Consider the following 26,271-nt stretch of genomic DNA (forward strand, 5'->3'; position numbering starts at 1 on the left):
CCCGTCCTACCTTCCCGACGACGGCCCCGCGCCGCGGCCGTCCGCCGCGCCCGGGCCGTCGGGCGTCAGGCGCGTGCGGCCTCCAGCTGGGCGGCAAGGGTGAGCAGCTGGGTCTCGGCCCCGGGGCGGCCGATCACCTGCACGGACCAGCTCAGTCCCTCCTCGCTCCGCAGCACGGGCACGGAGGCCGCCGGCAGTCCGAGCACGTTGACCATGGACGTGTACGGGGTGAACCTGCACTGCTCCGCGTAGTTCTCCTCCGGTTCCAGGGCGGTGAAGTGGCCGATCTCCGGGGGTGCGAAGGCGAGCACAGGGGTGAGGACCACGTCGTACGCGGCGAACTGGCCGCGCACGTGCCGCGCCCAGGCCGTCAGCCGGTCCACCGCGGCCTCGGTCTCCTCCTGCGGCCGTGCGCTCGCGGTGGCCAGGAAGTCGGCGGCCAGCGGGCCGAGGTGGGCCGCGGCGCCCTCCGGGAGCTCGGCCTTGAGCAGGTTGGAGGTCCACACGGCACGGAAGTCCTGGTGGTAGTCCTCGCCGTACTCCGGGGTGAACTCCTCCACGCTGTGGCCGAGCCCGGCCAGGGCGGTTGCGGCGCGGGTCATGGCGGTCAGGGCGGAATTGGCCAGGCGGATCTCCAGGGAGGGCCCGAACGGGGAGGCCGTCGTCAGCCCGAGGCGCAGGGGCCGCGGGCGCTCGCCGGCGGCAAGGGACGCGGCGTCCGCCTGCACGTCCGGCAGGGTGCGGCCGGCCAGGCCCTCGGCCGAGGTCATCACGTCGAAGAGCAGGGCGGCGTCCTCGGCGGTGTGCGCCAGCGGGCCGGCGCAGGTCAGGTTGGTGACCGTGTCCTCTGCCCGGTCCGAGGGGACGGTGCCGCGGCCGGGCTTGAGCCCGACGAGGCCGCAGGCGGCGGCCGGGATCCGGATGGAGCCGCCGCCGTCGCTGCCCGGGGCGAACGGCAGGATCCCGGCGGCCACCGCCGCGGCTGCGCCGCCGGACGAGCCGCCTGCAGAGCGCGTGAGGTCGAAGGGATTGCGGGCCGCCCCGCCGAGAGGGTTCTCCGAGTGGGAGTCCAGGCCGAACTCGGGGACGGTGGTCTTGCCCAGGGTCACGGAGCCGGCCGCGCGCAGCCGGGCCACCAGCGGGTCGTCCTGGGTGGGCACCGGCGCGGCGGCGGTGAGTGCGGAGCCGTGGCGGGTGGGCAGTCCGGCCACGTCCAGCAGGTCCTTGTAGGCCAGCGGCATGCCGATCAGCTGCCGGCGGTCGTCCTCGTCGCTGCGGAGGGCCGCGTCCGCGGCGGCGGCCTGCTCCCGGGCGCCCTCGGCGTCCAGGAGGGCGAAGGCGCCGAGGTCCGCGTTGCGCTCCGCGGCGGTCAGGGCGGCCTCGACGGTCTCGGCGGCGGTGAGGGCTCCGGAGGCGAGGTCGTCGCGCAGCTGCACGGCAGAGCGGTCCATCAGGCGGGCGAGGCGATCGGGTGTGGTTGCCATGGGACCCAGCGTAGAAGGTCCCGCCGTCAGTCCGCGGCGAGCAGCCCGGCGGGGGAAGCCGCTGAGGACCTCTGTGGGGGAGGGGACGGGGCGCTGCGCGGCCGCCTGACGGCCGGTCTCCGAGACGCCCGCCGCCTGTGGCCACCGCGGCGGCGGGCCCGGCTACCCTGGCCCCATGAGCATGTTCGAGACCGTCACCGTTGACCAGATCCCCGCCGACGCCGCGATCCTGGACGTCCGTGAGGAGGACGAGTTCGCCCTCGGCCGCGCCGCCGGCGCCCAGCACATCCCGCTCGGCCAGCTGCCCGAGCGCATCGACGACCTGGACCCGGACACGGACTACTACGTAATCTGCCGCACCGGCGGCCGCTCCGCCCGCGCCGCCGAGTTCCTGGTCGGCCGCGGCTACTCGGCCCTCAACGTGGCCGGCGGTTCCGACGCCTGGCTGGAGGCCGGCAAGCCGATGGAGGCCGACGGCGACGCCGAGCCGACCGTCAAGTGATCGCGCCTCTGCCGCCCGTCTCGTCTGAGGCGGGTCGGGCGCGCGCCCGCTTCACCTTCCTCGGACCCGAGGGCACCTTCACCGAGGCGGCGCTGCGGCAGATCCCCGAGGTCGCCGAGTCGGACGTGACCCCGTCGTCGTCGGTGATCTCCGCGCTGGCCGCCGTGCGCGCCGGCGACGCCGACTACGCGATGGTGCCGATCGAGAACTCCGTGGAGGGCGGCGTCTCCGCCACCCTGGACGACGTGGCCTCCGGAGACGACCTGCAGATCCTCGCCGAGGTCCTCGTGCCCATCAGCTTCGTGCTGGTCGGCCGGGAGGGCATCGGCCTGGACGAGGTCCGCCGCATCACCACCCACACCCACGCCTGGGCGCAGGTCCGCGGCTGGGCGGACGCGCACCTGCCGTCCGCCGAGTTCACGCCGGCCTCCTCCACGGCGGCCGGAGCCCGCCTGTTGCTGCCGCAGGCCCACGACGACGGCACGGCCGCCCCCGCCTTCGACGCGGCGGTCTGTGCCCCGCTGGTGGCGGAGCAGGCCGGGCTGCCCGTGTTGGCCGAGCGCATCGAGGACACCGCCGGCGCGGTGACCCGGTTCGTGCTGGTGGGCCGCCCGGGCCCGCTGCCGGAGCCGACCGGCTCGGACAAGACCACGCTGACCGTGCCGCTGCCGGACGACCACCCGGGTGCACTGCTGGAGATCCTGGAGCAGTTCTCCACGCGCGGGATCAACCTCTCCCGCATCGAGTCCCGGCCGACCGGCTCGGGGCTGGGGCAGTACTTCTTCTCGATCGACCTGGAGGGGCACCTGGCCGAGGAGCGGGTGCAGGCGGCCCTGGCCGCGCTGCACCGGATCTTCCCGGGTGTCCGGTTCCTGGGCTCCTACCCGCGCGCGGTCGAGCGCGTGGTGCAGGTGCCGACCCACATGAGCGATGCGGCCTACCGCTCCGGTCGGGAGTGGGTGGCAGGGCTGCTGCAGCGCTGAGCGTCAGCGGCGCAGGGCGGGGGTCTGGGCGGCCGTCTCACACGGGGGTGCAGACGTTTCTGGCCTCGGCCGATGGAGGTGGGGAAGAGTGGACTTTCGTTGGTGGAGTGGAGTCCCTAGCCTGTGGTGAAGCAAAGATCACTCCACGGGTAGGGAGAGGCGTGCGCATCAAGCAAAGCTTCATTGCGATGGCGATATCTGTGATGTTGCTCTTCTCGGTCGTTTCGCCATCGACGGCCGTCGCGGCAGATCGTGCAAGTAGCCAAGGAGCACCGGCAGAGACGATGCTCTGGGAGGCGCGTCACGAACGTCCTACCACTCGTGACCTGCGGGTGAACGCCGGTGATATGACCGCTCAGCTGGCCACAGGCGGGCAGGCCGAGACCCAAGGGCTGAAGAGTGAAGTGGTCAAGGTCGCTCTGCGGGGTGTCGCCGGTGCGATGCGAGGTGGCGGACAGAAGTTCGTCACCATGGCGGACGGGTTTCTGGATAAGAGGGCCGCCGACGTGATCCGACGGGACAGCGTCCGGATCGCCGATGCCATCGACGATGTGGCGAACATCCCCGATGTCGCCACGCATCAGGTCCGGTCAGAGGTATACAAACGCTTGAGCGCCATCATGGATGACGGGACCGCGAACGTCATCGCCAATGCCGTCGAGGGGGTCCTATGGGTTCTGCTGTGACAACTGAGGACGTTGCGCGTCTGGAGGCGCGTGTCGAGAGGCTCGAAGAGAAGCTGTCCGAGGCAATGGGTCTCATTCAGTCTCTCGTGGTGAGTGTCGAGTTCAACGACAAGGAGCCATTCGCTAGAGAGTGTGCCGTGCACTTTATCTCAGGCGTGAAGCAAGCGGCCGTCCAGATGCAAATCGCCATCATGGAGACTCGGATGAGGGGGCAGCCGGTCGATACATACCCGGACACGATGTTCGGGCAGTTCCCGTCTGTGGTTGCCGCCAAGCGTCAAGAGTTCTCCAGTATGGACGACATGGCCGAGTCGTTGGCGCCGCTGGTGGGCAGTCGGGAGTTGGCCAAGAAACTCGTCGTCGCCTACCGGCAGCGTGGGCTCGGCCAGCAGTGAGCGTCAGCGGCGCAGGGCGTCAGCCACGGGAAGACGGGTGGCCTTCCACGCCGGCAGCGCCGACCCCAGTGCCGCTGTGAGTGCGGCTGCCGACAGTCCGAGTCCGAAGGCCTCCCAGGGGACCGCCGGAAGGCGGTGGGCGCCGCCGTCGGGCAGCCAGAGCGGCGCGGCCAGGTGCATGAGGCCGATGACCAGGCCCACGGCCACCACGGTCACGATCACCGCGAGCAGCAGGGACGACCCCATCACCTGGACGAACAGGTGGCGTCGCTGGGCCCCGAGTGCCCGGCGGACCACCAGTTCGCGGGAGCGCTCGGCGATCGAGGCCAGGCCGATGTTCAGCAGGCCCAGGGCGGAGACCAGCAGTGCCGCCGCCGCCACGGCGGAGAACACCGCCTGCATGAAGGACAGCGAGTCCCGCAGTTCACCGACGCGATCCACGCGCACAGGCTGTTCCGCACCGGGATCCACGCCCGCCGCGGCGGCGGCCGCCGTCACGGCGGCTGCAGCATCGGCGCCCTTCTCCGGCGGCACCACGAAGCGCAGCAGCGTCTGGGTGGAGGCCAGATCAGGCGGCTGCTGGAGTTCCCAGAGTGCCAGCGGCGCCCACATCCGCGGGGAGGCGTGGCCGTCGTCGACGATCCCGGACACCGTCAGGCGGGTGGGGGTGCCGCCGTCGGCCAGCGGGGTCCACACGGAGTCCCCGGGCTGCAGGCCGACCTCGGCCGCCGCCGCGTTGAGGATCACCACGGCCGGCAGGCCGGGGCCCAGGTCCGGTGAGCCGGCCAGGACCGGGTAGCGGTGGAAGTCGGTGAGACTCCCGGACGTCCAGAGCGTCTCCACGGAGCGCAGGTCCGGGTCCGGAGCGTCATGGGCGCTGAGCATGAGCGGGTTCGTGGTGGAGACCTCAAGGCGTGCGGGGGCGCCCCCGAGCCGGTGGTGAGTCAGCTCTGCGGCGTCCAAAGCCTGCGTGGCAGTGGCCGGCGGGAGCGTGAGCACGTGACTGCCGGCGATGCCGTCCTGCTGTTCGGCGGAGGCCACGAAGACATCGTCCACCACCGCGCTGGCTGCGCTGATGCCGACCACCACGAGCACGCCGACGAGCATGCTCAGGCCGGTCAGGACGGAGCGGAGGCGTTGGGCGCGCAGGTCCGCCCAGAGTGTGCCGATCATGGGCGGTCTTCCTCACGCAGCGTCCCCTCGCCGAGGCGGAACACACGGTCCATGGCGCCGGCGACGGCATCGTCATGCGTCACCACCACCAGGCAGCGTCCTTCATGCCGGGCCGTGGCCACGAGCATGTCCAGCACGCGGGCACCGGTCTGTTCGTCCAGAGCTCCGGTGGGCTCGTCAGCGAGCACCACGGCCGGCTCCAGCAGCAGAGCGCGGGCGATCGCCACCCGCTGCTGCTCTCCCCCGGACAGACGCAGGGGCAGGTCCTGGCCGCGTCCGCCCAGTCCGACGGCGTCCAGCAGCTCTTCTGCCCGGCGCCGGGCCCTGGCGCGCCGGCCGCCGGACACGTCCCGCGGCGCATACGTGGCCGGCACCAGGACGTTGTCCAGGACGCTCAGATGGGGAATGAGGGAGTAGTTCTGGAAGACGAAGCCGATGTGACGGTTCCGCAGGCGGGCGGCGTCCGCATCGGAGAGGGAGGAGACGTCCCTGCCGGCCAGCGTGATCGTGCCGTGTTCGGGGCGCTGCATGAGGCCCAGCAGCGTGAGCAGGGTGGTCTTGCCGGAGCCGGACCTGCCCAGGATCGCGGCCGTCTCACCGCCTCCCACCGTCAGATCCACGTCCGTGAACAGAGTTCTCCGCCCCTGCCCCGACGGGAAGGACGCGGAGAGGCCGCGCAGCTCCAGGACGGGGACGCTCATCCGAACCCGGGCGCGGCCACGGTGACCTCGTCGCCCTCAGCGAGGCCCTCGGTGATCTCGATCAGCGTGCCGTCCGAGACGCCGAGTCCCACGGGCCGGCGTTCCACGGTGCCGTCCTCGGCCATCACGGCCACCTCGCCGCTGCCCTGGCGGCCGCTGACGGCGGAGAGCGGCAGGGTCAGCACATCCTCACGCGTCTCCAGCTGCAGCCCGACGCGGGCGGGGAGCCCGGGAACGGCCTCGGTGTCCAGGGGCAGCAGGCACAGGGCCGAGTACGGCGTGGCGGAATCCTCCTGACCCTGCCCGGCCTCCTCCGGCGCGGACACCGTTCCGGCCAGAGTGCACTCCAGCCCGCCGGGGCCGCCGTCGATGGTGGTCTTGGCCGAGGTGGGGGCCGTGGCCACCCGGTAGGCCTGCTCCGCGGGCACCTGGATCTGGACGGCGAGTCCGCCATGGCGGACGACGGCGGCGGTCGCACCGCGGCCGACCCGGGTCCCCTCCGCCGCCGGCAGGTCCGCGACGATGCCGTCATGCGGTGCGGTCAGGGGGACATCGCCGACGCGCACCACCGGGGAACCGCCGGCCGTCACCGGCTCGTCCGGGGAGGTGTTGCCCAGGGAGAGGGTTCCGGCCTTCGGTGCGGCCAGGGCGTACTCCGGGCGGTCCACCACCGTTCCGGGGACGACCAGGACGGAGGAGAGGTCGCCGCGCTCGACGGTGAGGGTCTGCGGCGCTGCTTGTGCGGGGGGACCGGCAACGGGCGGATCCGACGCCGGGGTGCAGCCCGACACCGCGACTGCACAGGCGAGCGCGGTGAGAAAGAGGCCAGTCTTGCCGTTCATCACGCCGTGTCCCTCACGACCCTTCGGGGCAGTTCGCCGCGACTTCCTGGCGGAACTTCGTGAGATCGCCGAGCCGGGCCTCGTCCAGGGCCTCACGCTCCGGGTTGCCGACGGAGTACTTGATCATCGGGTCCTTCAGGCCGTCCGCGAGTCGTCCCTCGGCACGGTCCCGCCGCGGGACGTCCCCGTCGTCATGGGCGCGGAGGTACTCACGTGTCCAGAAGCACGTGTAGTAGGACAGCGCCAGAACGCGGCCAGCGTCGACTCCGTACTCAGTCGGTTCCTCCGGCGGCCTCAGCTCGCCATAGGAGTCACCCTCGGGAAGCGGCAGGCGCTCGGCGTAGTCGTGGAACTCCTGCTCATAGGCGGCGAAGTCCACATACCCGTCGTCCGAGTCATCAGCGCAGCCGGTGAGGCCCACCAGAACGAGCGGCAGAAGAAGCAACGCGGTGGTGCGTGCTGTCCGCGTGGTGTCGCGGCCTGTGCGCATTCCGCCCCCTCCCAGAATCTGTGTCGAAGATATGAGGAGAGTATTCATCAGGGGGGGGCGTGGCAACTGCACTGGGCCGCCCGAGGTCGGTGGGCGCAGGGCGAAGGTGTGGCGCACCCCGGACAGGCACGTGCCCCCGCACCGACTTCTCGGTGGTGACGGGGGCACGGGAGGTGAGGGGCCGTCGTCGGCAAGCGGTGCCCTGTGCGGTCCTGGGGAGGGTCAGCGCGGCAGCATCACGGTGAGGGAGTCCGCCACCAGGCGGGCGTCGATGCCGACGACTTCTCCGGTGGAGTCGCCGTCCAGCTGGGAGACGATCGGTTTGTCGAAGCGGGCCTGCACGCGGGTGCCCTGCAGGGTCTCCATCACGGGGATCTTCACGCGGTGGCCCACCAGAGTGTTCGCGGCGATGCGCGCCCAGTCCAGCACGTGCCGCGGGGAGAGGACCATGACGTCCAGCAGGCCGTCGTCCAGCTGCGCGTCCGGCAGCAGCTCCAGACCGCCCTGCAGGGTGCCGCAGTTGGCCACCAGCACGGAGCGGACCTTGTAGCGGCGCGGGGAGCCTCCGTCCATGGCGATGGTGGCGTCCTGGCGGTCGCCAGGCAGGTGGCGCAGGCCCGCCTCGCCGTAGGCGATCCAGCCGGCCTTGGCCTTCAGGTCGTCACGGGTGTCCCCCATGACCTCGGCGTCCAGGCCCACGCCGCCGATCACCACGGCGGTGTGGCGGTGGCGCTCGCCGTCCTCGCCCTCGAGGCGCACGTCCAGGGTGTCGATCGTCTTGGTGGTGCCGTTCAGAGCGGCGGCGATGCAGGCCCCGAAGTCCGTGATGGGCAGGTCCAGGTTGCGGGCCAGCAGGTTGCCAGTGCCCATCGGGACGATGCCCAGGCGGACGTCCGTGCCCACGAGCTGCTCGGCCACGGTGCGGACCGTGCCGTCGCCGCCGGCGGCGATGACCACCCTCACGCCGGCCGCCTTCGCATCCGCGGCCATCTGGGTGCCCGGGTCCTCCTCAGTGGTCTCCAGGACCAGCACCTCACCCATGCCCATGTCCCGGGCGGCGGCCAGCACCTGCTTGCGGACCTCGTCCGCGCGGTTCTTCACCGGGTTGATCACGAGGGCGACCTCGTGCCGTCCGGCGGCGTCCCCGGACTGCTCGTCCACCTGAGTCTTCAGCTGGTCCACCCGGTCCACCAGCAACTGGCGCTCAGAGCGCAGCCGCTCGACCTGCTTGCTCAGCCGCCGGACGCGCACGTGGTTCCACACGAGCACCAGGCAGACCGCCGCCACGGCGATCAGCGCGATGACGGCGAGGACCATCTCCAGGGGGGTCTCACTGTTCATATCTCGATTCTAGGAAGCCGTGCTGTGGGCAGGGCGTCCTGCCCGGCCACCGCTAGTCTGGAGGGGTGATCGACGTCAAGCACCTCATCGAGAACCCGGACCAGTACCGCTCCTCCCAGGAAGCCCGCGGGGCGGACGCCGCAGCCGTGGACCGCATGATCGAGGCGGACAGCTCCCGCCGCGCCTCCATCGCGAGGTACGAGGAGCTGCGTGCCGAGCAGAAGTCCTTCGGCAAGAAGGTCGCGCAGGCGCAGGGCGATCAGAAGCAGGCCCTGCTGGCCGAGGTGAAGGAGCTGGCCGCCCAGGTGAAGGCCGCCGAGGCCGCCGCCGGCGAGGCCGAGGCCGCTCTGGCGGAGGAGCAGCGTTCCTTCCCGAACCTGATCGTGGAGGGCATCCCGTCCGGCGGCGAGGACGACTTCGCCGTGCTCAAGGAGGTCGGCACCCCGCGCGACTTCGCCGCGGAGGGCTTCGAGCCCCGCGACCACCTGGAGATCGGCGAGCTGATCGGCGGCATCGACATGGAGCGCGGCGCCAAGGTCTCCGGCGCCCGGTTCTCCTTCCTCAAGGGCGTGGTGGCGCGGCTGGAGCTGGCCCTGATGCAGATGGGCCTGGACCTGGCGGTCGAGCACGGCTTCACCATGGTCATCCCGCCGACCCTCGTGCGTCCGGAGACCATGCAGGGCACCGGCTTCGACGTCCAGCACGACGACGAGATCTACCGTCTCGAGCGCGACGACCTGTACCTGGTCGGCACCTCCGAGGTGGCCCTGGCCGGCTACCACGCGGACGAGATCCTCGACCTCTCCGACGGCCCGATCCGCTACGCCGGCTGGTCCACCTGCTACCGCCGCGAGGCCGGCTCCGCGGGCAAGGACACCCGCGGCATCATCCGCGTCCACCAGTTCAACAAACTGGAGATGTTCGTCTACACCACCGTGGAGGAGGCCGAGGCCGAGCATCAGCGGCTCCTCGAGTGGGAGGAGCAGATGCTCGCGAAGATCGAGGTCCCCTACCGCGTGATCGACACCGCCGCCGGCGACCTCGGCCTCTCCGCCGCCCGCAAGTTCGACTGCGAGGCCTGGGTCCCCACCCAGGGCACCTACCGCGAGCTGACCTCCACCTCCAACTGCACCACCTTCCAGGCCCGCCGCCTGAACACCCGCGAGCGTGTGGTGAAGGATGACGGCTCCAAGGGCGGCACCCGCATGGTCGCCACCCTCAACGGCACCCTGGCCACCACCCGCTGGATCGTGGCGATCCTGGAGAACCACCAGAACCAGGACGGCTCCGTGACCGTGCCGGAGGCCCTGCGCCCGTACCTGGGCGGGATGGAGCGGTTCGAGCTCGTCTGAGCCCGCGTCGAGCCGGCGTGTCCCGCAGAGTTCACCGGTGCGCCACCGGCGCTTCCGCCGCGAGCGGCGTGCTGTCCGCCGGACCTGATTGGATGGGGGACATGATCACGAAGATGGTGTGCCTGGATGTGGACGGAACGCTCGTGGACCATGACGGGCGGATGCATGACCGCGTGCGGGAGTCTGCGAAGGCCGTGGTGGCCGCTGGCCACCACGTGGTGATCGCGACCGGCCGCTCCCGCGGCGCCACCCTCCCGGTGGCCGAGACGCTCGGCATCGACCGTGGCTACGTGGTGTGCTCCAACGGCGGCGTCACCCTGCGCCTGGACCCGGAGCTGGAGGAGGGCTACGAGGTCACGGACCTGCGCACCTTCGATCCGCGCTCTGTGTTGCGGAGGCTGCGGGAGCGCCTGCCCGCGTCCAAGTACGCGATCGAGCTGCCGGACGGCTCGTTCCTCGGCACCGAGCGGTTCCAGGACATGTCCTTCGGCGTACGCTCTGAGGGGGTCCCCTTCGACCGGCTGCTGGATCAGACGGCCGTGCGCCTGGTGGTGTTCTCCACGGACTCCTCCGCCGAGGAGTTCGGCCGGGCAGTGGAGGGCATCGGCCTGTCCGGGGTGGCCTACTCGGTGGGCTGGACCGCCTGGCTGGACATCGCCGCCGCCGGCGTCACCAAGGCCTCCGGGCTGGAAGCGCTGCGCACCGTGCTGGGCGTGTCCCAGGAGGACACCGTGGCGGTGGGCGACGGCCGCAATGACGTGGAGATGCTCCGCTGGGCCGGCCGCGGCGTGGCCATGGGTCAGGCACCCGAGGAGGTCGTGGCCGCCGCGGACGAGGTCACCGGCCACGTGGACGACGACGGCCTGGCCGACGTCCTCGACTCCCTCCTCTGAACCCCACCCGGACGTTTTCGTTCGGGAAACAGTCGAGTCCCCGCGCACTTTCGTGCGGGAGACCGTCGGGTTACCGCGCGGAAGACGTTCGCTCGGAACACGTTCGCCCGGGACCCGGGCCGGTCGAGAGCGCCCCTCGGGGGTCAGACGGCCGCCGGCTCCCACATCCGCCCCGGCACCTCAGCCCGCCTCCGGCAGGGCGACCTCGTCCGCGAGCGCGAGCAGGCGGGCGGCGGCCGGCCGGCAGGCGTGCTCCTCTGTCCAGAAGGAGCGCTGCACGGCCTGGGAGACGGCCTGGGTGGTGATGCCCAGCTCGGCGGCCACGAGCTTCTGCTGACCGCGCACACCGGGGACCATCAGGTCCAGCACGCGCCACTCGGCGTCCGTGCGGGTCCACACCAGCTGACCGATCAGCCGCAGCACGGCCTCGGCCTCGGCCGCGGCCTCCGCGTTCCGGGCTGACACGGCCACCGGGATGCGCTGGCCGTGGGCGGCGGCCTCCACCGCCTGGCGGGCGGCCACCAGGCCCGGGCCGGTGACGTCCTCGAGGTCCTGTGAGTCCGGAAGACCCGGGGTGCCGTCTGCGGCCAGCAGCGGTCCGACCCCCACGCCGACGTTCCAGCGCCGCTCCCGCACCGCCCGCAGCGCCACGTCCACGGCAGTGTGCGGGTCCGCGACCACACCGATCAGCTCGTCCCCCACGGAGCGCTGGAACGGCAGCAGGGTGTCCACGTGGCGGAGCCGGCGGATCAGCTCGTCCACCATGTCTCCGACCTCGCGGGAGTCACGCTGGTTCACGGTCAGGACGTACATGCCCTCCATCCTGCCAGCCGGCTCGACTCCCGCCGGGGAACCCGGCCGTCTGCCCCACGCAGACGACCGCCCGGCCCCACAGTGGACGGTGTGGGGCCGGGCGGTCGTTGCCGGGGGTGCTGTCAGGCGCCGCGCCGGCCGGCCAGGATGATGCCTCCGCCGGCCAGGGCGATCACGCCGAGCCCGCCGATGGCCCACGGCAGGATCCCACCGATGCCGCCGGAGTCCTGGGACTCGGCCGCCTGCACGTCCGCCTCGGTGTCCTTGTCCTTCTGCTCATCGGTTCCCGACGACGGCTCCTCGCCGTCCTCGGATCCTCCCGCCTCGGACGGGGACGGCTCGGATTCGTCGGTCTCCTCCGCCTCGTCCGAGGACTCGGCGCTCTCCTCTGCCTCGTCCGAGAGGTCCGAGGACTCGGCGTCGTCCTCACGGTCGGTGTTTTCCGACTCGTCCGCGTCCTCGCGGTTGGTGTCTTCCTCACGGTCGGTGTCGTCCGACTCGTCCGCGTCGTCCCGCTCGGTGTCCTCCTCGCGCTCGGTCTCGTCCTCGCGGTCGGCGCCTTCCTCGCGCCCGGTGTCACTGTCCTCACCGAACGCCTCGGTGTACTCGGCGCTGGTGGTGATGAACTCGCCGGCCTCCTCCTCGGCCTCACCGCGCACGTCCACGGTCAGCTCGAAGGACTGGGGGACGTCTGCGGCAGAGGGGTCGTACTCCCGCTGGACCTTGATGTACTGGCCCCCGGGGACGGAGTAGGCCTCGGCCCCGCCGCTGGAGATCCGTCGGTTCGGGTGGATGTGCTCCTCCAGCACGCCGTTGGCGTACGAGCCCTCTCCGGGGCCGATGATCGACAGGTCGCCGGTGCCGTTCACTCCGCTTCCCCCAGCGTCGGGGTCGGACATGAAGGACATGTGCTCACGCAGCGGGTTGTAGGCGAGGGCCCAGATCATGAGGTTGTCCTCTGCGTCCGAGGTGATGTCCACTCGGGCGGCCAGGGTCTGGTTGGTCGCGGCGTCGATCTTGAAGTACTTCGCCTCGCCGGGGACCAGCGTATCGGTGATGGTCTGTCCGGACTCGATCGGTGTGGCGTCGTTGAAGGAGCCGCCGCCGGCGACCTGCTCTGCCTTGGCGGTCTTGACGTCCTTGAACTTCGGGCTCGGTGCCGGGGAGCCGGAGGCCTTCTCCTGCTTGGCGTAGGCCACCATCAGCTCCAGGGGGATCTCCTCGTCCGAGGCGGTGTCGGCGGCGTGGACGACCTCGACGACCACCTCGTCGTCCTTGGTCAGGCAGTTATCCCGGGTGTCCTCGCTCAGCTCCTTGCTGAAGGAGTCATGCTCGAACCAGTGGACGGTCGCGTGCATGCCGCTGCCGTGCGGCGGGACCACCGTGTCCCTCAGCGAGCTGCAGGTCTCGTAGGGGCGTTCGGACAGGTCCACGGGCCGGATCCAGACATCGCTGTTGCCCAGCATCTCGTGGGTCTCGCGGTCCTTGACCACCGTGGCTGTGACCACCGGGGTGTAGCCCTCGTGGTAGGGGATCCGGTAGTAGCGGCGGCCGGCAGAGTCGTCACCGTCGTCCTCGTTGCCCTTCTGGGTGGCGATGGTGTCCGTGAACTGCCCGGCGCTCATGCGGGGCGCGTCCTCGGCGCTTCTGCCGCCTTCCACGGGGGTGCCGGCGGTCTGGTAGCCCTGCAGGGCGCGGGTGGTCTGGGTGGTCAGGGTCTCGGTGAGCTGCTCGGCGTCGTCGGCGGAGGAGTAGGTGCCGCCGGTGGCCTCGGCGATGCACTCCAGGGTCTCCTGGGCCTTGGTGTTGCCCTGCAGGCGGAAGCCGATGGTGTGCACGGTCAGGTCGATGCCGTCCTCGGCCAGCTGCTGGGCGATCTCGCAGGCCGGGGGCTCGTCACAGGTGGGCTCGCCGTCGGAGACCAGGACGATGGACTTCTCGCCTTCGACGTCCTTCAGTTCGTCCGCGGCGTGCTGCAGGGACTGGCCGATCGGGGTGCCGCCCTGGGCGTCCAGGGCGTCGACCTTCTTCGTCAGCTTCTTGGCGTCGACCTTCGCGACCTTCTGCAGGGTCTCGATCTTCGTGCAGGTCTTCCGGTCCGCGTGGCCGAAGGCGACCATGCCGAGCTTGGCGTCCTCGGGGGTCTTCTCGATCAGGTCTTTGGTGGCGTCCTTGGCTGCGTCGATGCGGGCGGTGCCGTTCTCATCGGCGTCCTTCTCCAGCATGGACTCGGAGTAGTCCATGACCACGACGACCGGCTGCTGAGAGGTGCCCGGAGCCTGGGCCTGCTCGTTCTGCTGCTCGGCCAGTGCGGGGGCGGCGGTCAGCGAGGCCAGGCCGAGCAGGCCTGCGGTGGTCGCGGCGGCGAGGACCGGACGACGCCCGGTACGTGTGCGGTCGGTCTGTGCGGCGGCGTTGGCCTGGTGCTGCATGATGTCGATCCTCCAGGTGTTCTGCGGCCGCCCCGTCGACGACCACTCCCTTGCGTTTGCTGTTGCAAACATACCCGACGTGATCGCAAATGCAAACGCCAGGCGCGAAGGATTCTCGTCCACTGCGGCGACGATTCGGTGAACTTCCGCTCGACTGCAGATGAAACGCCAGGTCAGAGCCGCCTTCCCCGCTCGGCATCCTGACGCGCCGCACATCACGACGACGGCCGCCCGCCTCCGCCGGACCCCGCACCCTCCGGTGCGGTTCGGTTGAAGGCGAGCGGCCGTCGTCGGTCAAGCACCGGCGGGAGCACAGGTCCCGGCGGCGCTCAGAAGGCGCGGATCACTCCTGCTCGGTGGCCGGCTCGGCGGCCTCGGTGTCCACGTCGCGGCCCTGCGGCTCGTCCGACTCGGAGTGCTCGCCGGCGGCCTCGAAGCGCTTGATGGAGGCCTCGAGCTCGGCCTCGGCGGCCGCGCGGCCCTCCCAGCCCTCGGCCTTGACCCACTTGCCCGGCTCCAGGTCCTTGTAGCGGGTGAAGAAGTGCTCCAGCTCCTTCTTCAGCCACTCGTCGATGTCCTCGAGCTCCTGGATGTGGTCGAAGCGCTTGTCCGCCGGGACGCACAGGATCTTGGCGTCGCCGCCGCCGTCGTCGGTCATGTTGAACACGCCGACCGGGCGGGCCTCCACCACCACGCCGGGGAGCAGGTCGAAGCCCGGCAGGAACACCATCGCGTCCAGCGGATCGCCGTCCTCGCCCAGGGTGTTCTCGAAGAAGCCGTAGTGGGTCGGGTACTCCATCGAGGTGAACAGCACGCGGTCCAGGCGCAGGCGGCCGGTCTCGTGGTCGAACTCGTACTTGACGCGCGAGCCGGCGGGGATCTCGATCGTGACGTCGTGCTCCATGACGCTCCTCAGGTAGGAAATGGGGGTTGGTCTGGGACCACAGTACCGGCGCAGTGGCAGGCATCCGCCATGATGGGACGTATGGGTCAGGTCATCGCAGGGCGTTTCGAGCTGCTCGCCCCGATCGCTCGCGGAGGGCAGGGGACGGTGTGGCTGGCGGTCGACCGCCGCATCGGACGCCGCTGTGCCGCCAAGGTGCTGGACCAGGCCGACTCCGCCTCCCTGCTGCGCTTCGTCCGCGAGCAGGGTGTGCAGGTGGACCACGCGCACCTCGCCTCGCCCTACGGCTGGGCCGCCGAGGACCACGAGGTGGCCATCGCCATGCCGCTCGTGGCCGGCGGGTCGCTCGAGGGCGCCCTCTCCGACTGGGGTGCACTCGGGGAGTCGCTGACCGCCGCGCTGCTGCTGCAGCTGCTGGACGGGCTGGCCGAGCTGCACGGCTCCGGCTGGATCCACCGGGACGTCAAACCCGCGAACGTGCTGCTCGACGCCAGCGGCTCCGGCGCGCCCCATCTGCGGCTCGGGGACATGGGCCTGGCCATGCGCGACGACGACCCCCGCCTCACCAGCCTCGGGCACCTGCACGGCACGCCCGGCTACGTGCCCCCGGAGGCCTACACGGAGGCGGCCCCGGCCCCGGCGCAGGACCTCTTCGCCGCCGGCGTGACCGCATTGCGCATGCTCGACCCCGGCTGCCGACCGCGGGACGTCGGCGAGATCGCACGGGTGCTCGCCGGCGTGCAGGACGCCGGGCTGCGGCAGGTGCTGACCGGACTGGTCGCCGACGACCCCGACGCCAGGGTGCGCGCCGCCGCGCAGGCGCCTACCCGGCTGGCCGTGGTGGCGGCCGCGGGCCCCGGCGGTGGATACGTCACCGCCTCCGGGGAGCCGTTCGAGGTGTTCGACCAGCTCGAGGGGCTGGACGAGGAGTTCGGCAGTGCGGCAGCGGAGGACGGTGCGCCGGGGCCCGCACCGGCCGAGCCGGAGACCGAGACGCGGACCGTGGACCTGTCCCCGGAGCGGCCGACGAGCGTCCTGTCCGCCCCCGGGCGTGTGGAGGCGAGCGCCGCACCCGCGCCGCGGCCGATCGCCGCCGAGGCAGCCCCGCCCCAGGCAGCCCCGCCCCAGGGCGCGCATGCCCGTGCAGCGGCGGTCGGGGCCGGTGCCTCCGGCCCGGGTGCCGCTGGACGCGGCCGCTCCCCCCTGCTGGCCTGGACCCTGGTGGGCGCCGGGGTGCTCGCCGTGGTCGTCGCGGTCGTGATGCTCCTCGGCGGCGGAGGAGGGGACGACCCCGGGGACCAGGCGCCCTCGCCGACGTCCTCGACCGCTCCGGCGACCGACGCGTCGGCGACCGACGCGCCGTCCTCCGCCGAACCGTCCTCCGACGTCGCGAGCTCGGAGCCGACGGCAGACGTCGAGACCTCCGCCGAGCCGACCGACGGCTCGGGCGCGGCGTCGTCGGAAGGCGAGGAGCCGTCGTCGGGTAGCGACGAGTCCACCCCACCGGCCACGGGACAGCCGAGCCCCGACGCGCCGGCGACCCCGCGCTCCACGGGGCGACCGAACCTGAGCAGTTCGGTGCGCGAAGGGCAGGGATGCATCCCCGCCGAGCACGGCACCGAGGTGATCGGCCTGGACGAGAAGCACCTGATGTGCACCTGGACCGACGGCGCCTACAGCTGGACCGTGGTCCAGGACTGAGCCGTCCGGCGCGACGGGCCAGAGGTTTCGCGTCTGCAAACACCTTTGGGATCATGGAGCGCATGACCGCCACACACGACTACGCAGAACAGCAGCGCGCCCTCTACGGCGCCCCTCTGGGCGAGCGCTTCGGCGTGGTCCTGAAAGAGTACGGCATCAGCCAGCGCACGCTCGCCGCCACGCTCGGCCTCTCCGCACCGATGCTCTCCCAGCTCGCCAACGCCCAGCGCATCAAGATCGGCAACCCCGCCGTCTACGCCCGCCTGGTCATGCTCGAGGAGCGCATCCAGGAGGAGGACAAGGCCGCCGTCCTCGCCGAGGTGCGCGAGTCCGACCCCGTCCTCACCACCCAGGTGCGGCACACCTCCTCTCAGAACGCCGACGACGGCACCGCACCCGGGCACGACCGCCTCGCCTCCGCCCTGGCCTCCCTCGGCCGTCCGGCCGAGCTCACCTCCGCAGCTGAGGCCGCCGGAGAAGGACCGCTCGCCTCCGTGCTGCGCCGGGCCGCCGAGCTGGCCGAGGGCCGCCGGTGAAGACCTCCCTGTTCGCCGCGGCGGCGGCCGCGCTGCTGGCCGCGTCGCCGATCGTCCAGCCCCATCCCGGGGGCATCGGCCCGCTCGAGGGCGACCCGGCCCCGGCGGCGGTGCGGCAGATCGCGGAGGATGCGGCCACCGCGCCGATCCCCACGGAGGACGAGGTCGCCTCCGTCCTGGCCGGGCCGCTCGCCGAACATCCGGGCACCGCGCACGTGTCCGTCCGGGACGCGGTCACCGGGGAAGAGCTCTACGGGCAGAACCAGGACGCAGGGGTCGCCCCGGCCTCCGCGCTGAAGCTGCTCACCGCCGCCACCGCGCTGCGCACCCTGGGCTCCGAACGGCAGTTCCGCACCCGCACCGTGCTGGTGGACCCGGCCCGCTCCGCGGTGCACACCCAGCCGCAGCCGGCGAGCACCTGGCAGCCCGCGGCCCCCGCCCAGCCCGCGCCGGCGGCGACCGCGCAGCCCGCGCCGGCGGCGACCACGCAGCCGCAGCCCTCCTCCTGGACGCCGCAGCCGACTCCGAGCTCCACCTGGCAGCCCCAGCCCAGCTCAAGCTGGGCCCCGAGTTCCTCGTCCTGGACCCCGAGCCCGTCGTCCACGTGGCAGCCGAGCCCGTCCCCCTCCGGGACGCCCTCGCCCACACCGACGCAGAGCCCCGTACCGACACCGGAGCCGACCCCTTCGCCGAGCGACGCCCCGGCCCCGAGCCCCACGCCCGAGCCGAGCAAGAGTGCCGAGCCGAGCAAGAGCGGCGAGCCGAGCCAGAGCCCGTCCTCGGCGAGCCCCTCGGAGGGCGAGTCGGACGGCGAGGGCGTGCCGCCGTCGTCGTCCCCGAAGCCCTCCGGTCCGAAGCAGCTGGTGCTGGTCGGCGGCGGCGACGTCATGCTCGGCACCGGCGCCTCGGACGCCTCCCGCGTGGACGGCCGTGCCGGCCTGGCGACCCTCGCCGAGCAGACCGTGAAGGGCCTCGAGGAGCAGGGCGTCACCGGCGAGGTCGAGCTGTCCCTGGACCTGCGCCTCTACGCCGGCGACGGCGTGAACCCCGGCTGGAGCGAGGGCCTGCTGGAGGAGGGGTACATCTCCCGGGTCCAGCCCCTGGCGACCTTCGGCGGCCGCCCGCAGGCCGGCACCGCCGAGGAGCGCGTGGCCGACCCGGCCCAGTTCGCCGCACAGCGCTTCCAGTCCATGCTGAAGGAGGAGATCGCTGAGTCCGGCGCGGACCTGCAGCTGCAGGTCCGTGAGGACATCCCGCAGACCACGGTCCCGCGTGAGATGGTCGAGGAGGCCGACTCCGTGGGCGAGGTGCGCTCCGCCCCGGTGCGCGAACAGGTGGACTACATGCTGGCGCACTCGGACAACCAGCTCGCCGAGGCCCTCGCCCGCAACGCCGCCTACGCGGTCGGCCGCGTCCCGGACCACCACGGTGCCGCCGGCCTGATGACGGACGTGGCGGCGGACCTCGGCGTGGACACCGGGGGGATGGACCTGAAGGACGCCTGCGGGCTCAGCGGGCAGAACCGCATCAGCGCGTCCGCGCTCACCGGCGTCCTCGCCGCGTCCGCGGAGATGCCGCTGCTCAGCGCGGCGCTGGAGGGCCTGCCGAAACCCGGCAGCGACTCCACGCTCTCCGAACGGCTGGTGGGCACCGCGGCGGAGGAGGTCACCGCGGCCAAGACCGGCACCCTGCTCGAGTCCGTGTCCCTCACCGGACGCGTGGTGACCCCCCGGGGGCGGGTGCTCGTCTTCTCCGTGGTCCTCTCCGGCATCGACTCCCAGGTCGGCGAGGCCCGCGCCGCCACCGACCGGGCCGTGGTGGCGCTAGCCCAGCTCTGAGCGAAGCCTCCTGCACAGCGACCCTCAAGCCGCCCGCCGCCCGGGACCGTGTGGTGGACTGGGCGCATGACCGATTCCACCGCCGCCATCGCCCCGGCCGGCTCCGACGCCCCCGGCCCCTCTGCCGACGCCGTCCGCCGCGATCCCATCGACTGGGCCGTGGCTGCCCGCACCGCCGGGGCCCTCGTTCCACCGGGTCCCCGGCTCTCCGCGCGGCAGGCGAAGGCCGAGGCCGAGGGACTGCGCCGCGCCGCGGACGCCTCCGTGGAGCACGTCCACCGGCTCACAGGCCTCGAGGCCGCCCGCGACCTGCGGGACTCTCAGGTGCTGATCGTGGACCGCGCGACCTGGGCCACGGCGAACACACGGTCCTTCAAGGCGCTGCTCGCCCCGACCTTCGCGCACCTGGCCGCCACCCGCCCGCAGGAGTACGCCGTCTCCACCACCCCGGTCGCCACCGCTGCCACCGGAGCCGAGCTCGGCGCGATCCTCGCGTTCCTCGGCTCCAAGGTGCTCGGCCAGTATGACCCCTTCGCCGCCCTCTCCGGCAACGGCGGACGCCTCATGCTGGTGGCCCCCAACGTGGCCGCTGTGCGCGCCGAGATCAACGTGGTCCCCGAGGACTTCCGGCTCTGGGTGTGCCTGCACGAGCAGACCCACCGCGTGCAGTTCGCTGCCGCCGGCTGGCTGGCCGCGCACCTGCAGGAGAAGCTCACGGAGCTCTCCTCCGCCCTGTTCGACAAGTCGGACTCCCTGCCCGAGCGCCTCCGCGCAGCATTCGCCGCCGCGCTGCCCGGCAAGAGCAACGACGACGGCCCCACCGGACGTCCGGCCGTCTCGGCCGATCCCGCGGTCACCGCCGTGGGGGAGGACCCGGCGCACGGCGCCGGGGGCGCCTCCGCCGAGGGGGAGGCCGCGGTGACCCTGCAGACGGGGGCGGGAGCCGCCGTCGGGAAGGGCGGTGCCGAGGGGCCGGGCGGTGCCGAGGGGCCGGGCGGGCTGCTGGGGGCCCTGCAGGACGACGAGGACCGGGCTCGCCTGTCCCACCTGACCGCCGTGATGTCCCTGCTCGAGGGGCACGCCAACGTGGTCATGGACGCGGTGGACGCCGAGGTGGTGGAGACCGTGAAGACCATCCGCCGCCGGTTCAACGCCCGCGGCGACCGGCGCAGCCCGCTGGAGAGGTTCGTGCGCCGGCTGATCGGCATGGACGCCAAGATGCGGCAGTACGCGGACGGGCAGAGGTTCGTGGACGCAGCGGTCGCCGAACTCGGCATGGACGGGTTCAACGTGGTCTGGGACGACCCTGCGCTGTTGCCCACTGAGGCCGAGATCCACGCGCCGGACCTGTGGGTCGCCCGCATGCGCCGCGAGGCATGAACGCGATGACCGGCGGGGGAGCGGACGCCGCGATGCCGGCTCTGGGGCAGTGGCCCCCGCGCACCCGATGGCCGGACGCCGTGCACCGTGGGATCGCCGCGCTGAAGGGTGTCCTTCAAGGTCAGCGGCCGGCCCTCCTGGCCGTCTCAGGCGGGGCGGACTCGCTCGCGCTCGCCGTGCTCGCCGCCGTCCTGACCGGCACGCGGGAGGGCGCTGGACTCAGGATCGGGGCCGCGGTGGTGGACCACGGGCTGCAGCCGGGATCCGCCGAGGTCGCTGCGGCGGCCGCCCAGGTGTGCCGTCGCCTCGGGATGAAACCGACCTGCGTGGAGACGGTCCGCGTCGAGGACCGCGGCGACGGCCCCGAGGCCGCCGCCCGTGCGGCACGGATGACGGCGCTGGCCGAGGCCGCGCGCCGGACCGGGGCAGGGCTGGTGGTCACCGCCCACACCGCCGACGACCAGGCCGAACAGGTCCTCCTCGCCCTCGCCCGGGGCTCCGGCACCCGTTCCCTCGCCGGGATGCCGGCCCGGCGCAGGCTGCTCCCGGCGACGCAGGCCGGCGACGCAGAAGGGGCGGGCACGACGGACGGGGCCGACGGTGGGGGCGTGGAGCTGGTGCGTCCGCTGCTCGGGCTGACCCGCGCCGACACCGAGGCGATCTGCGCCTGGGCGGGTGCGACCTGGTGGACCGATCCCATGAACGCCGAACCCGACATCCGCCGGGTGAGGGTGCGTGAGCACCTGCTGCCGCTGCTCGAAGACGAGGAGCGTGGCCTCGGCGCCGGAGTGCGCGCCGGGCTCGTCCGCTCCGCGGCCATCGCGGCCGAGGACGCCGCCGCCCTCGACGCCTGGGCCGGCCGGGAGCTGGCCCGACTGCGGCGGGACGTGGAGGACACGGCCGCCACCTCGTCGCCTCGCCCGCTCGCGCTCGACCTGGATGGCCTGGCCGCCCTCCCCGCCGCCGTCCGGCACCGGATCTACGCCCGCGCCGCCACCCTGACCGGGGCCGAGCCCACCACCCGCGAACGCCTCCTGGCGGTGGACGCCCTCGTCACGCAGGCGCGCCGCGGCGGCACCTCGGCGGGCCCCGTGCAACTGGGCGGGGGCACCCGGGTGAGGCGCCGTCGTCGGGAAGCCGCCGGAGGCGGAGAGCGCCCGGGCGCGGGCGCGCGCACATGTGCAAGACTGGAGTTCCACCCCGACCCCGCGGTCGACTGAACGCGTCCGCCGCAGGCCTGCCCGCCACCCGGGCCGCCCCGACCGGACGCCTCCCACCTGTCACCACACACCCCTACAGGAGCGGCTCAGCATGGATGCCAACGACGTCCGGGACGACCTTCTTCACGTTCTCATGACCAAGGAGGAGGTGCAGGAGACCATCGAGTCCCTCGCCGCCCGCATCGACGAGGACTACAAGGGCAAGGACCTGCTGATCGTGGCGGTCCTCAAGGGCGCCGTCATGGTGGTCGCCGACCTCACCCGCGCGCTGAAGTCCCACGTGGAGCTGGACTTCATGGCCGTCTCCTCCTACGGCTCCGGCACCAAGTCCTCCGGCGTCGTGCGGATCGTCAAGGACCTGGACACGGATCTGATGGGCCGCGACGTGCTGATCGTGGAGGACATCATCGACTCCGGCCTCACGCTGTCCTGGCTGAAGACCAACCTCGAGTCCCGCAACCCGAACTCGGTGGAGATCTGCACCCTGCTCCGCAAGCCGGACGCCATGAAGGTCGAGATCGACGTGAAGTACGTGGGCAAGGACATCCCGAACGAGTTCGTGGTCGGCTACGGACTCGACTACGCCGAGAAGTACCGCAACCTGGACTTCGTGGGCACCCTCGCCCCGCACGTGTACTCCTGAGCCGCGGTGCCGGGGGTGCTGGTTGGTGCGGCGGTGCGTGCCGGGCGGGGGTGCCGGTTGGTGCGCTGGTAGGGCCGAGGGTGCAGACCGGGGGCGGCGGAGATCTACGCCACGTCTCGCGGACATCTACTCTGAGTCTGTATCGGCTGCGTCGGAAAAGCGGTCGAATCTGCGGCGATTCCGACCCGTGGCACACAGTCAGCAGGTCATCGACATGATGGCTCCACGGCGGACAGGTGCGAGCCGACCCGTTCTCCGTCCGTCTGCGCTCACGGACTCGGCCAGAGACGCCTGACCTCACGGATCACCCGCGCATAGGCGTTGTCCGCATCCCGTGCAGTGACGACGATGTTGCGGTAGCCGTGGCGCTCGAAGGCGGCGTTGCGCAGCACGTCCTTGTTCAGCTGCCGCTCTCTGCCGTGGTGTTTGCCGTCGTAGTGGATGGCGATCAGCTGCCTGCGGTATCCGAGATCCGCACTGGCCGGGTACGTCGGATGGAACTCCCGGTCGACGACGGTGATCTGCAGATCCGGGTCTGGAAGGCCGGCGTCCACGAGCGCGAGCCGCAGCTCCGTCTCCTTCGGGGAGTCTGCTCCGATGCGGATCTGCGCGGCGCACTCGCGGAGCAACCGCCGGTGGCGGCGGCCGGCCCGGCCTTCCACGGCCGCCGTGAGGCGAGACAGGAAGAAGACTCCACCGTCGCCTCCGTCGAAGCGCACGGCGCGTCGGGCCAGGTGGTCGCCGAAGGCGATGAGCTCGTTGCGCTCCAGCAGCGCGGCCATGTCCAGCCACGTCCGAATCGGATCGGTGACCTGCCATTCCCGTCCCAGAAGCTGGCTCACGACGAGTTCCTCGGCACCGATGCGACTGCGGTGGGTTGCGAACCCCCGGGCGCGGGGGACGCCGGCGCGCGGGTCGCGTGTGAGATGGAGACGCGGGTCGTCCATGACCCGTGCCGGCAGCCACAGTCCCTGGACCCGGGCGGCGGTGACATGGGAGAGGACCACGCTCTCACGCAGGTGGAGGAGGTGATCCAGGCGCCTCATCTCCTCCATGTCCAGATGACGGGTCCAGGTGTAGGGCTGTTCGTCGGACAGGCGTGAGCCACCGTCCACGCCGGTGGTGGACTGTCCGGACGGAGGGTTCTCCGTCTGTGCGGGGCCGGGCGGTGTGGGTCCGTCGCCCTCGAGGCCGATCCAGCGGTAGACGCCCCGGCCGATCCGCTGGACGTCCCGGCGTCGGAGGCGCTCCTTGCTGACACCGGCTTTCTCTGCATCCCTGAGGGTGAAGGCGCGGGAGCGCAGGGAGGAGGGGAACGGGGCGGGGTGTCTCATCGACACCAGCGTGGATGAGGCGTGGGAGCTGTGGGGTGTCCGCGGGGAATCTGTGGATAACCGCATGCGGGGGAGCGATCCTCCTTCCGACGTCGGTGGCGGGACGATGACGTGGGTGCCGGGCTGACGGAGAGGAGCGTTACGCGCCGTCTGTATCCCCTGCGTCGGAACTCGCGCTGCTGAGCAGGGGCATTCCGACCCGTGGCACACAGCGAAGGGCGGTGACGCCGCCACGACGGTGACGACGACGCCAGACTGCCCCGCGCTCACGCCCTCGCCCACGCCTCGCCCGCTGAGCTGGCCGCCGTCGACCGCCAGACTGCTCCCGCCCACACGTCCCCACGCCGCCCACGCCTCGCCCGCTGTCCACCTGCGGCGAACTCTCCGCCGCCCGCCAGCATCCCGTCGGCCCCGGCCGGTAACGTAGGCCCCCGGACCAGTGCACCCGGCCGGCAGGCCGTGTTTCAGGACAGGAGCGTGGCCACGTGGCGGACAAGAACGCCGGCTCGAAGGACAGGCCTTCGGGTCTGAAGAAGTTCCTCCAGGGACCCTTCTTCTGGATCCTGCTCGCTCTGGTGGTGCTGGGCTTCGTGATCCCCTCCGTGATGCAGCCGCAGCGCGAGGCGGTGGACACGAACGTCGGCATGACGCTCCTGAAGGAGAACAAGGCTGCCGAGGCCCTCATCTCCGACGGCGACCAGCGCGTGGACCTCACCCTCCGCGAGAACTACAAGCAGGAGGGGAAGGACTTCGGCAAGGAGGTCTACTTCTACTACTCGGAGGCGCGCGCCGAGAACGTCGTCGCGGCGATCGACGAGTCCTCCCTGGACGGCTACCAGGACGAGCCGGAGCGCTCGAACTGGTTCCTGTCCATGCTCGGCCTGGTCCTGCCGTTCATCATCATCCTGGGCCTGTTCTGGTTCCTCATGGGCCGCATGGGCGGCGGCAACTCCAAGGTCATGCAGTTCGGCAAGTCCCGGGCGAAGCTGATCAACAAGGACAACCCGGACGTGCTGTTCAAGGACGTCGCCGGCGCGGACGAGGCCGTCGAGGAGCTCCACGAGATCAAGGAGTTCCTGACCCAGCCGCAGCGCTTTCATGCCGTGGGCGCGAAGATCCCGAAGGGCGTCCTGTTGTACGGCCCTCCCGGCACCGGCAAGACCCTGCTCGCCAAGGCCGTCGCCGGCGAGGCGAACGTCCCGTTCTACTCCATCTCCGGCTCGGACTTCGTGGAGATGTTCGTGGGCGTGGGCGCCTCGCGTGTCCGTGACCTGTTCGAGCAGGCGAAGCAGAACGCTCCGGCGATCATCTTCGTGGACGAGATCGATGCGGTCGGCCGCTCCCGCGGCGCGGGCATCGGCGGCGGCAATGACGAGCGCGAGCAGACCCTGAACCAGATGCTCGTGGAGATGGACGGCTTCGACGCCTCCACCAACGTCATCATGATCGCGGCCACCAACCGGCCGGACGTCCTGGACCCGGCCCTGCTGCGCCCGGGCCGCTTCGACCGGCAAATCCCGGTGGAGGCCCCGGACCTGGACGGCCGCGCGAAGATCCTCGAGGTGCACGCCACGGGCAAGCCGATCGCCCTGGATGTGGACCTGCGCACCATCGCCAAGCGCACCCCGGGCTTCACCGGTGCAGACCTGGCGAACGTCATCAACGAGGCCGCTCTCCTCACGGCCCGTTCGAACAACAACGTCATCGACGCCACCGCCTTCGACGAGGCCGTGGACCGCGTGATGGCCGGCCCGCAGAAGCGCACGCGCCTGATGAACGAGCACGAGCGCAAGGTCACCGCCTACCACGAGGGCGGCCACGCCCTGGTGGCCGCGGGCCTGCGCCATTCGGCGCCGGTCACGAAGATCACGATCCTGCCCCGCGGCCGGGCGCTCGGCTACACGATGGTGGTCCCGGAGAACGACAAGTACTCCATCACCCGCAACGAGCTGCTGGACCAGCTGGCCTACGCCATGGGCGGCCGGGTGGCCGAGGAGATCGTCTTCCACGATCCCTCCACCGGCGCCGCGAACGACATCCAGAAGGCCACCGAGACGGCGCAGAAGATGGTCACCCAGTACGGCATGTCCTCCAAGGTGGGCGCTGTGAAGCTGGGCGGCGAGAACTCGGAGGCGTTCGGCCACGGCAGCGCAGGCTCCGGCCGCGGCTACTCGGAGGAGCTCGCCTACCTCGTGGACGCCGAGGTCCGTCAGCTGATGGACCAGGCGCACGCGGAGGCCCACTGGGTGCTCACTCAGAATCGAGACGTCCTGGACCGCCTGGCCTACGAGCTCCTCGAGCGGGAGACGCTCAACCAGGAGGAGGTCGCGGAGATCTTCAAGGACGTGCGCAAGCGCGAGCCTCGCCCGGTCTGGCTGGCTGCGGACGACCGCCCGCAGCAGGATCTGCCCCCGGTGCTGTCCCCGCAGGAGCGCCGTTCGCGCCTCGGAGATGGCGAGCAGGAGCCGATCGGCGTGGAGTCGACCACCGTCCCCGGCCACGCGCCGGACGCCCCGCCCACCACGGCCGGACCGGACCGGGGCTCGGCGCCCGGTGACGGCGGCCCCGACCTGCCCGGAGCCGGCCATGACCCGATCCACTGACCACCATGACCAGCCCGGCAGCAAC

At 71.8% G+C, this 26,271-nt stretch carries 23 protein-coding genes; 13 read left to right on the forward strand and 10 right to left on the reverse strand.

Translation table 11 applies throughout. The features are described from left to right. Window positions 1–65 precede the first annotated feature (65 nt). Window positions 66–1,484 carry an amidase gene (locus HMPREF2863_RS01145; protein WP_070637367.1) on the reverse strand — a complete coding sequence of 473 codons (1,419 nt, stop codon included), beginning with the start codon at window positions 1,482–1,484 and terminating at the stop codon, window positions 66–68. Between the two features lie 175 nt (window positions 1,485–1,659). Here HMPREF2863_RS01145 and HMPREF2863_RS01150 point away from each other — a divergent pair, with 175 nt between their 5' ends. The 4 genes from HMPREF2863_RS01150 to HMPREF2863_RS01165 all read left to right on the forward strand — a co-directional run bounded on the left by HMPREF2863_RS01150 (window position 1,660) and on the right by HMPREF2863_RS01165 (window position 4,050). Further along, on the forward strand, window positions 1,660–1,986 hold the full coding sequence (locus HMPREF2863_RS01150; protein WP_070637370.1) for a rhodanese-like domain-containing protein: 327 nt from the start codon (window positions 1,660–1,662) through the stop codon (window positions 1,984–1,986). After that, entirely contained in the window at window positions 1,983–2,969 is a 987-nt protein-coding gene (gene pheA / locus HMPREF2863_RS01155; RefSeq protein WP_246828795.1) for a prephenate dehydratase, read from the forward strand. The genes HMPREF2863_RS01150 and pheA overlap by 4 nt, the downstream gene beginning before the upstream one ends. 161 nt (window positions 2,970–3,130) lie before the next feature. Then, the gene (locus HMPREF2863_RS11700; RefSeq protein ID WP_141756332.1) at window positions 3,131–3,655 is read left to right on the forward strand and encodes a hypothetical protein; all 525 of its coding nucleotides are present in this window, start codon (window positions 3,131–3,133) and stop codon (window positions 3,653–3,655) included. After that, window positions 3,652–4,050 carry a hypothetical protein gene (locus HMPREF2863_RS01165; RefSeq protein WP_070637374.1) on the forward strand — a complete coding sequence of 133 codons (399 nt, stop codon included), beginning with the start codon at window positions 3,652–3,654 and terminating at the stop codon, window positions 4,048–4,050. Before HMPREF2863_RS11700 ends, HMPREF2863_RS01165 begins: the two co-directional genes overlap by 4 nt. A gap of 3 nt (window positions 4,051–4,053) precedes the next feature. On the opposite strand, the gene HMPREF2863_RS01170 is transcribed toward HMPREF2863_RS01165, so the two are convergent. The 5 genes from HMPREF2863_RS01170 to HMPREF2863_RS01190 all read right to left on the reverse strand — a co-directional run bounded on the left by HMPREF2863_RS01170 (window position 4,054) and on the right by HMPREF2863_RS01190 (window position 8,597). Next, complete coding sequence (locus HMPREF2863_RS01170; RefSeq protein WP_070637375.1) at window positions 4,054–5,223, reverse strand: ABC transporter permease; 1,170 nt, start codon at window positions 5,221–5,223, stop codon at window positions 4,054–4,056. Further along, on the reverse strand, window positions 5,220–5,924 hold the full coding sequence (locus tag HMPREF2863_RS01175) for an ABC transporter ATP-binding protein (RefSeq protein ID WP_070637376.1): 705 nt from the start codon (window positions 5,922–5,924) through the stop codon (window positions 5,220–5,222). Before HMPREF2863_RS01175 ends, HMPREF2863_RS01170 begins: the two co-directional genes overlap by 4 nt. After that, window positions 5,921–6,766 (reverse strand): efflux RND transporter periplasmic adaptor subunit, encoded by an 846-nt coding sequence (locus tag HMPREF2863_RS01180; RefSeq protein WP_070637378.1) that lies wholly within the window; start codon window positions 6,764–6,766, stop codon window positions 5,921–5,923. Before HMPREF2863_RS01180 ends, HMPREF2863_RS01175 begins: the two co-directional genes overlap by 4 nt. 13 nt (window positions 6,767–6,779) lie before the next feature. Further along, window positions 6,780–7,256, reverse strand: coding sequence for a hypothetical protein (locus HMPREF2863_RS01185; protein WP_070637380.1), 477 nt, complete (start codon window positions 7,254–7,256; stop codon window positions 6,780–6,782). A 222-nt stretch (window positions 7,257–7,478) separates the two neighbouring features. Continuing rightward, a complete protein-coding gene (locus HMPREF2863_RS01190) occupies window positions 7,479–8,597 on the reverse strand; it encodes a diacylglycerol/lipid kinase family protein (RefSeq protein ID WP_141756333.1) in 1,119 nt (372 codons plus the stop codon). A gap of 65 nt (window positions 8,598–8,662) precedes the next feature. Here HMPREF2863_RS01190 and serS point away from each other — a divergent pair, with 65 nt between their 5' ends. Both serS and HMPREF2863_RS01200 read left to right on the forward strand, forming a co-directional pair. Beyond that, on the forward strand, window positions 8,663–9,949 hold the full coding sequence (serS, locus tag HMPREF2863_RS01195) for a serine--tRNA ligase (RefSeq protein WP_070637382.1): 1,287 nt from the start codon (window positions 8,663–8,665) through the stop codon (window positions 9,947–9,949). A 101-nt stretch (window positions 9,950–10,050) separates the two neighbouring features. Then, a complete protein-coding gene (locus HMPREF2863_RS01200) occupies window positions 10,051–10,842 on the forward strand; it encodes a Cof-type HAD-IIB family hydrolase (RefSeq protein WP_067191710.1) in 792 nt (263 codons plus the stop codon). A 180-nt stretch (window positions 10,843–11,022) separates the two neighbouring features. On the opposite strand, the gene HMPREF2863_RS01205 is transcribed toward HMPREF2863_RS01200, so the two are convergent. From HMPREF2863_RS01205 to HMPREF2863_RS01215, 3 genes are all read right to left on the reverse strand, one after another. Beyond that, the gene (locus tag HMPREF2863_RS01205) at window positions 11,023–11,655 is read right to left on the reverse strand and encodes a hypothetical protein (RefSeq protein WP_067191712.1); all 633 of its coding nucleotides are present in this window, start codon (window positions 11,653–11,655) and stop codon (window positions 11,023–11,025) included. A 122-nt stretch (window positions 11,656–11,777) separates the two neighbouring features. After that, window positions 11,778–14,087 carry a VWA domain-containing protein gene (locus HMPREF2863_RS01210; RefSeq protein WP_070637388.1) on the reverse strand — a complete coding sequence of 770 codons (2,310 nt, stop codon included), beginning with the start codon at window positions 14,085–14,087 and terminating at the stop codon, window positions 11,778–11,780. Between the two features lie 343 nt (window positions 14,088–14,430). After that, window positions 14,431–14,991, reverse strand: a complete 561-nt coding sequence (locus tag HMPREF2863_RS01215) for an inorganic diphosphatase (protein WP_070637390.1) — start codon at window positions 14,989–14,991, stop codon at window positions 14,431–14,433. 69 nt (window positions 14,992–15,060) lie between these two features. On the opposite strand from HMPREF2863_RS01215, the gene HMPREF2863_RS01220 reads away from it, so the two are divergent. From HMPREF2863_RS01220 to hpt, 6 genes are all read left to right on the forward strand, one after another. Next, window positions 15,061–16,692, forward strand: a complete 1,632-nt coding sequence (locus HMPREF2863_RS01220; protein WP_083315136.1) for a serine/threonine-protein kinase — start codon at window positions 15,061–15,063, stop codon at window positions 16,690–16,692. 62 nt (window positions 16,693–16,754) lie between these two features. After that, window positions 16,755–17,228, forward strand: a complete 474-nt coding sequence (locus tag HMPREF2863_RS01225) for a hypothetical protein (protein ID WP_070637395.1) — start codon at window positions 16,755–16,757, stop codon at window positions 17,226–17,228. Next, window positions 17,225–19,066, forward strand: a complete 1,842-nt coding sequence (locus HMPREF2863_RS01230; RefSeq protein ID WP_070637397.1) for a D-alanyl-D-alanine carboxypeptidase — start codon at window positions 17,225–17,227, stop codon at window positions 19,064–19,066. Before HMPREF2863_RS01225 ends, HMPREF2863_RS01230 begins: the two co-directional genes overlap by 4 nt. A gap of 66 nt (window positions 19,067–19,132) precedes the next feature. Beyond that, a complete protein-coding gene (locus HMPREF2863_RS01235) occupies window positions 19,133–20,446 on the forward strand; it encodes a zinc-dependent metalloprotease (protein WP_070637400.1) in 1,314 nt (437 codons plus the stop codon). Then, window positions 20,443–21,666 carry a tRNA lysidine(34) synthetase TilS gene (gene tilS, locus HMPREF2863_RS01240; protein ID WP_102214182.1) on the forward strand — a complete coding sequence of 408 codons (1,224 nt, stop codon included), beginning with the start codon at window positions 20,443–20,445 and terminating at the stop codon, window positions 21,664–21,666. The genes HMPREF2863_RS01235 and tilS overlap by 4 nt, the downstream gene beginning before the upstream one ends. Before the next feature lie 91 nt (window positions 21,667–21,757). Beyond that, window positions 21,758–22,309, forward strand: a complete 552-nt coding sequence (gene hpt / locus HMPREF2863_RS01245; RefSeq protein WP_067190043.1) for a hypoxanthine phosphoribosyltransferase — start codon at window positions 21,758–21,760, stop codon at window positions 22,307–22,309. A 269-nt stretch (window positions 22,310–22,578) separates the two neighbouring features. Here the strand turns inward: hpt and HMPREF2863_RS01250 are convergent, their stop codons facing one another. Continuing rightward, a complete protein-coding gene (locus HMPREF2863_RS01250; RefSeq protein WP_070637404.1) occupies window positions 22,579–23,643 on the reverse strand; it encodes a type IV toxin-antitoxin system AbiEi family antitoxin domain-containing protein in 1,065 nt (354 codons plus the stop codon). 527 nt (window positions 23,644–24,170) lie between these two features. Between HMPREF2863_RS01250 and ftsH the strand changes: the two genes are divergently transcribed. After that, window positions 24,171–26,246 carry an ATP-dependent zinc metalloprotease FtsH gene (ftsH, locus tag HMPREF2863_RS01255; protein ID WP_070637446.1) on the forward strand — a complete coding sequence of 692 codons (2,076 nt, stop codon included), beginning with the start codon at window positions 24,171–24,173 and terminating at the stop codon, window positions 26,244–26,246. Window positions 26,247–26,271 lie beyond the last annotated feature (25 nt).

Source organism: Micrococcus sp. HMSC067E09 (genome assembly GCF_001812555.1).
In the GTDB taxonomy this organism is placed as follows: domain Bacteria; phylum Actinomycetota; class Actinomycetes; order Actinomycetales; family Micrococcaceae; genus Micrococcus; species Micrococcus lylae.

Bases quoted from the DNA above. Each gene is read 5' to 3' on its own strand.
- HMPREF2863_RS01145 (WP_070637367.1), bottom strand. From the start codon at position 1,484: ATGGCAACCACACCCGATCGCCTCGCCCGCCTGATGGACCGCTCTGCC.
- HMPREF2863_RS01150 (WP_070637370.1), top strand. From the start codon at position 1,660: ATGAGCATGTTCGAGACCGTCACCGTTGACCAGATCCCCGCCGACGCC.
- HMPREF2863_RS01170 (WP_070637375.1), bottom strand. From the start codon at position 5,223: ATGATCGGCACACTCTGGGCGGACCTGCGCGCCCAACGCCTCCGCTCC.
- HMPREF2863_RS01175 (WP_070637376.1), bottom strand. From the start codon at position 5,924: ATGAGCGTCCCCGTCCTGGAGCTGCGCGGCCTCTCCGCGTCCTTCCCG.
- HMPREF2863_RS01180 (WP_070637378.1), bottom strand. From the start codon at position 6,766: ATGAACGGCAAGACTGGCCTCTTTCTCACCGCGCTCGCCTGTGCAGTC.
- HMPREF2863_RS01185 (WP_070637380.1), bottom strand. From the start codon at position 7,256: ATGCGCACAGGCCGCGACACCACGCGGACAGCACGCACCACCGCGTTG.
- HMPREF2863_RS01190 (WP_141756333.1), bottom strand. From the start codon at position 8,597: ATGAACAGTGAGACCCCCCTGGAGATGGTCCTCGCCGTCATCGCGCTG.
- HMPREF2863_RS01200 (WP_067191710.1), top strand. From the start codon at position 10,051: ATGATCACGAAGATGGTGTGCCTGGATGTGGACGGAACGCTCGTGGAC.
- HMPREF2863_RS01205 (WP_067191712.1), bottom strand. From the start codon at position 11,655: ATGTACGTCCTGACCGTGAACCAGCGTGACTCCCGCGAGGTCGGAGAC.
- HMPREF2863_RS01210 (WP_070637388.1), bottom strand. From the start codon at position 14,087: ATGCAGCACCAGGCCAACGCCGCCGCACAGACCGACCGCACACGTACC.
- HMPREF2863_RS01215 (WP_070637390.1), bottom strand. From the start codon at position 14,991: ATGGAGCACGACGTCACGATCGAGATCCCCGCCGGCTCGCGCGTCAAG.
- HMPREF2863_RS01220 (WP_083315136.1), top strand. From the start codon at position 15,061: ATGATGGGACGTATGGGTCAGGTCATCGCAGGGCGTTTCGAGCTGCTC.
- HMPREF2863_RS01225 (WP_070637395.1), top strand. From the start codon at position 16,755: ATGACCGCCACACACGACTACGCAGAACAGCAGCGCGCCCTCTACGGC.
- HMPREF2863_RS01235 (WP_070637400.1), top strand. From the start codon at position 19,133: ATGACCGATTCCACCGCCGCCATCGCCCCGGCCGGCTCCGACGCCCCC.
- tilS (WP_102214182.1), top strand. From the start codon at position 20,443: ATGAACGCGATGACCGGCGGGGGAGCGGACGCCGCGATGCCGGCTCTG.
- hpt (WP_067190043.1), top strand. From the start codon at position 21,758: ATGGATGCCAACGACGTCCGGGACGACCTTCTTCACGTTCTCATGACC.
- HMPREF2863_RS01250 (WP_070637404.1), bottom strand. From the start codon at position 23,643: ATGAGACACCCCGCCCCGTTCCCCTCCTCCCTGCGCTCCCGCGCCTTC.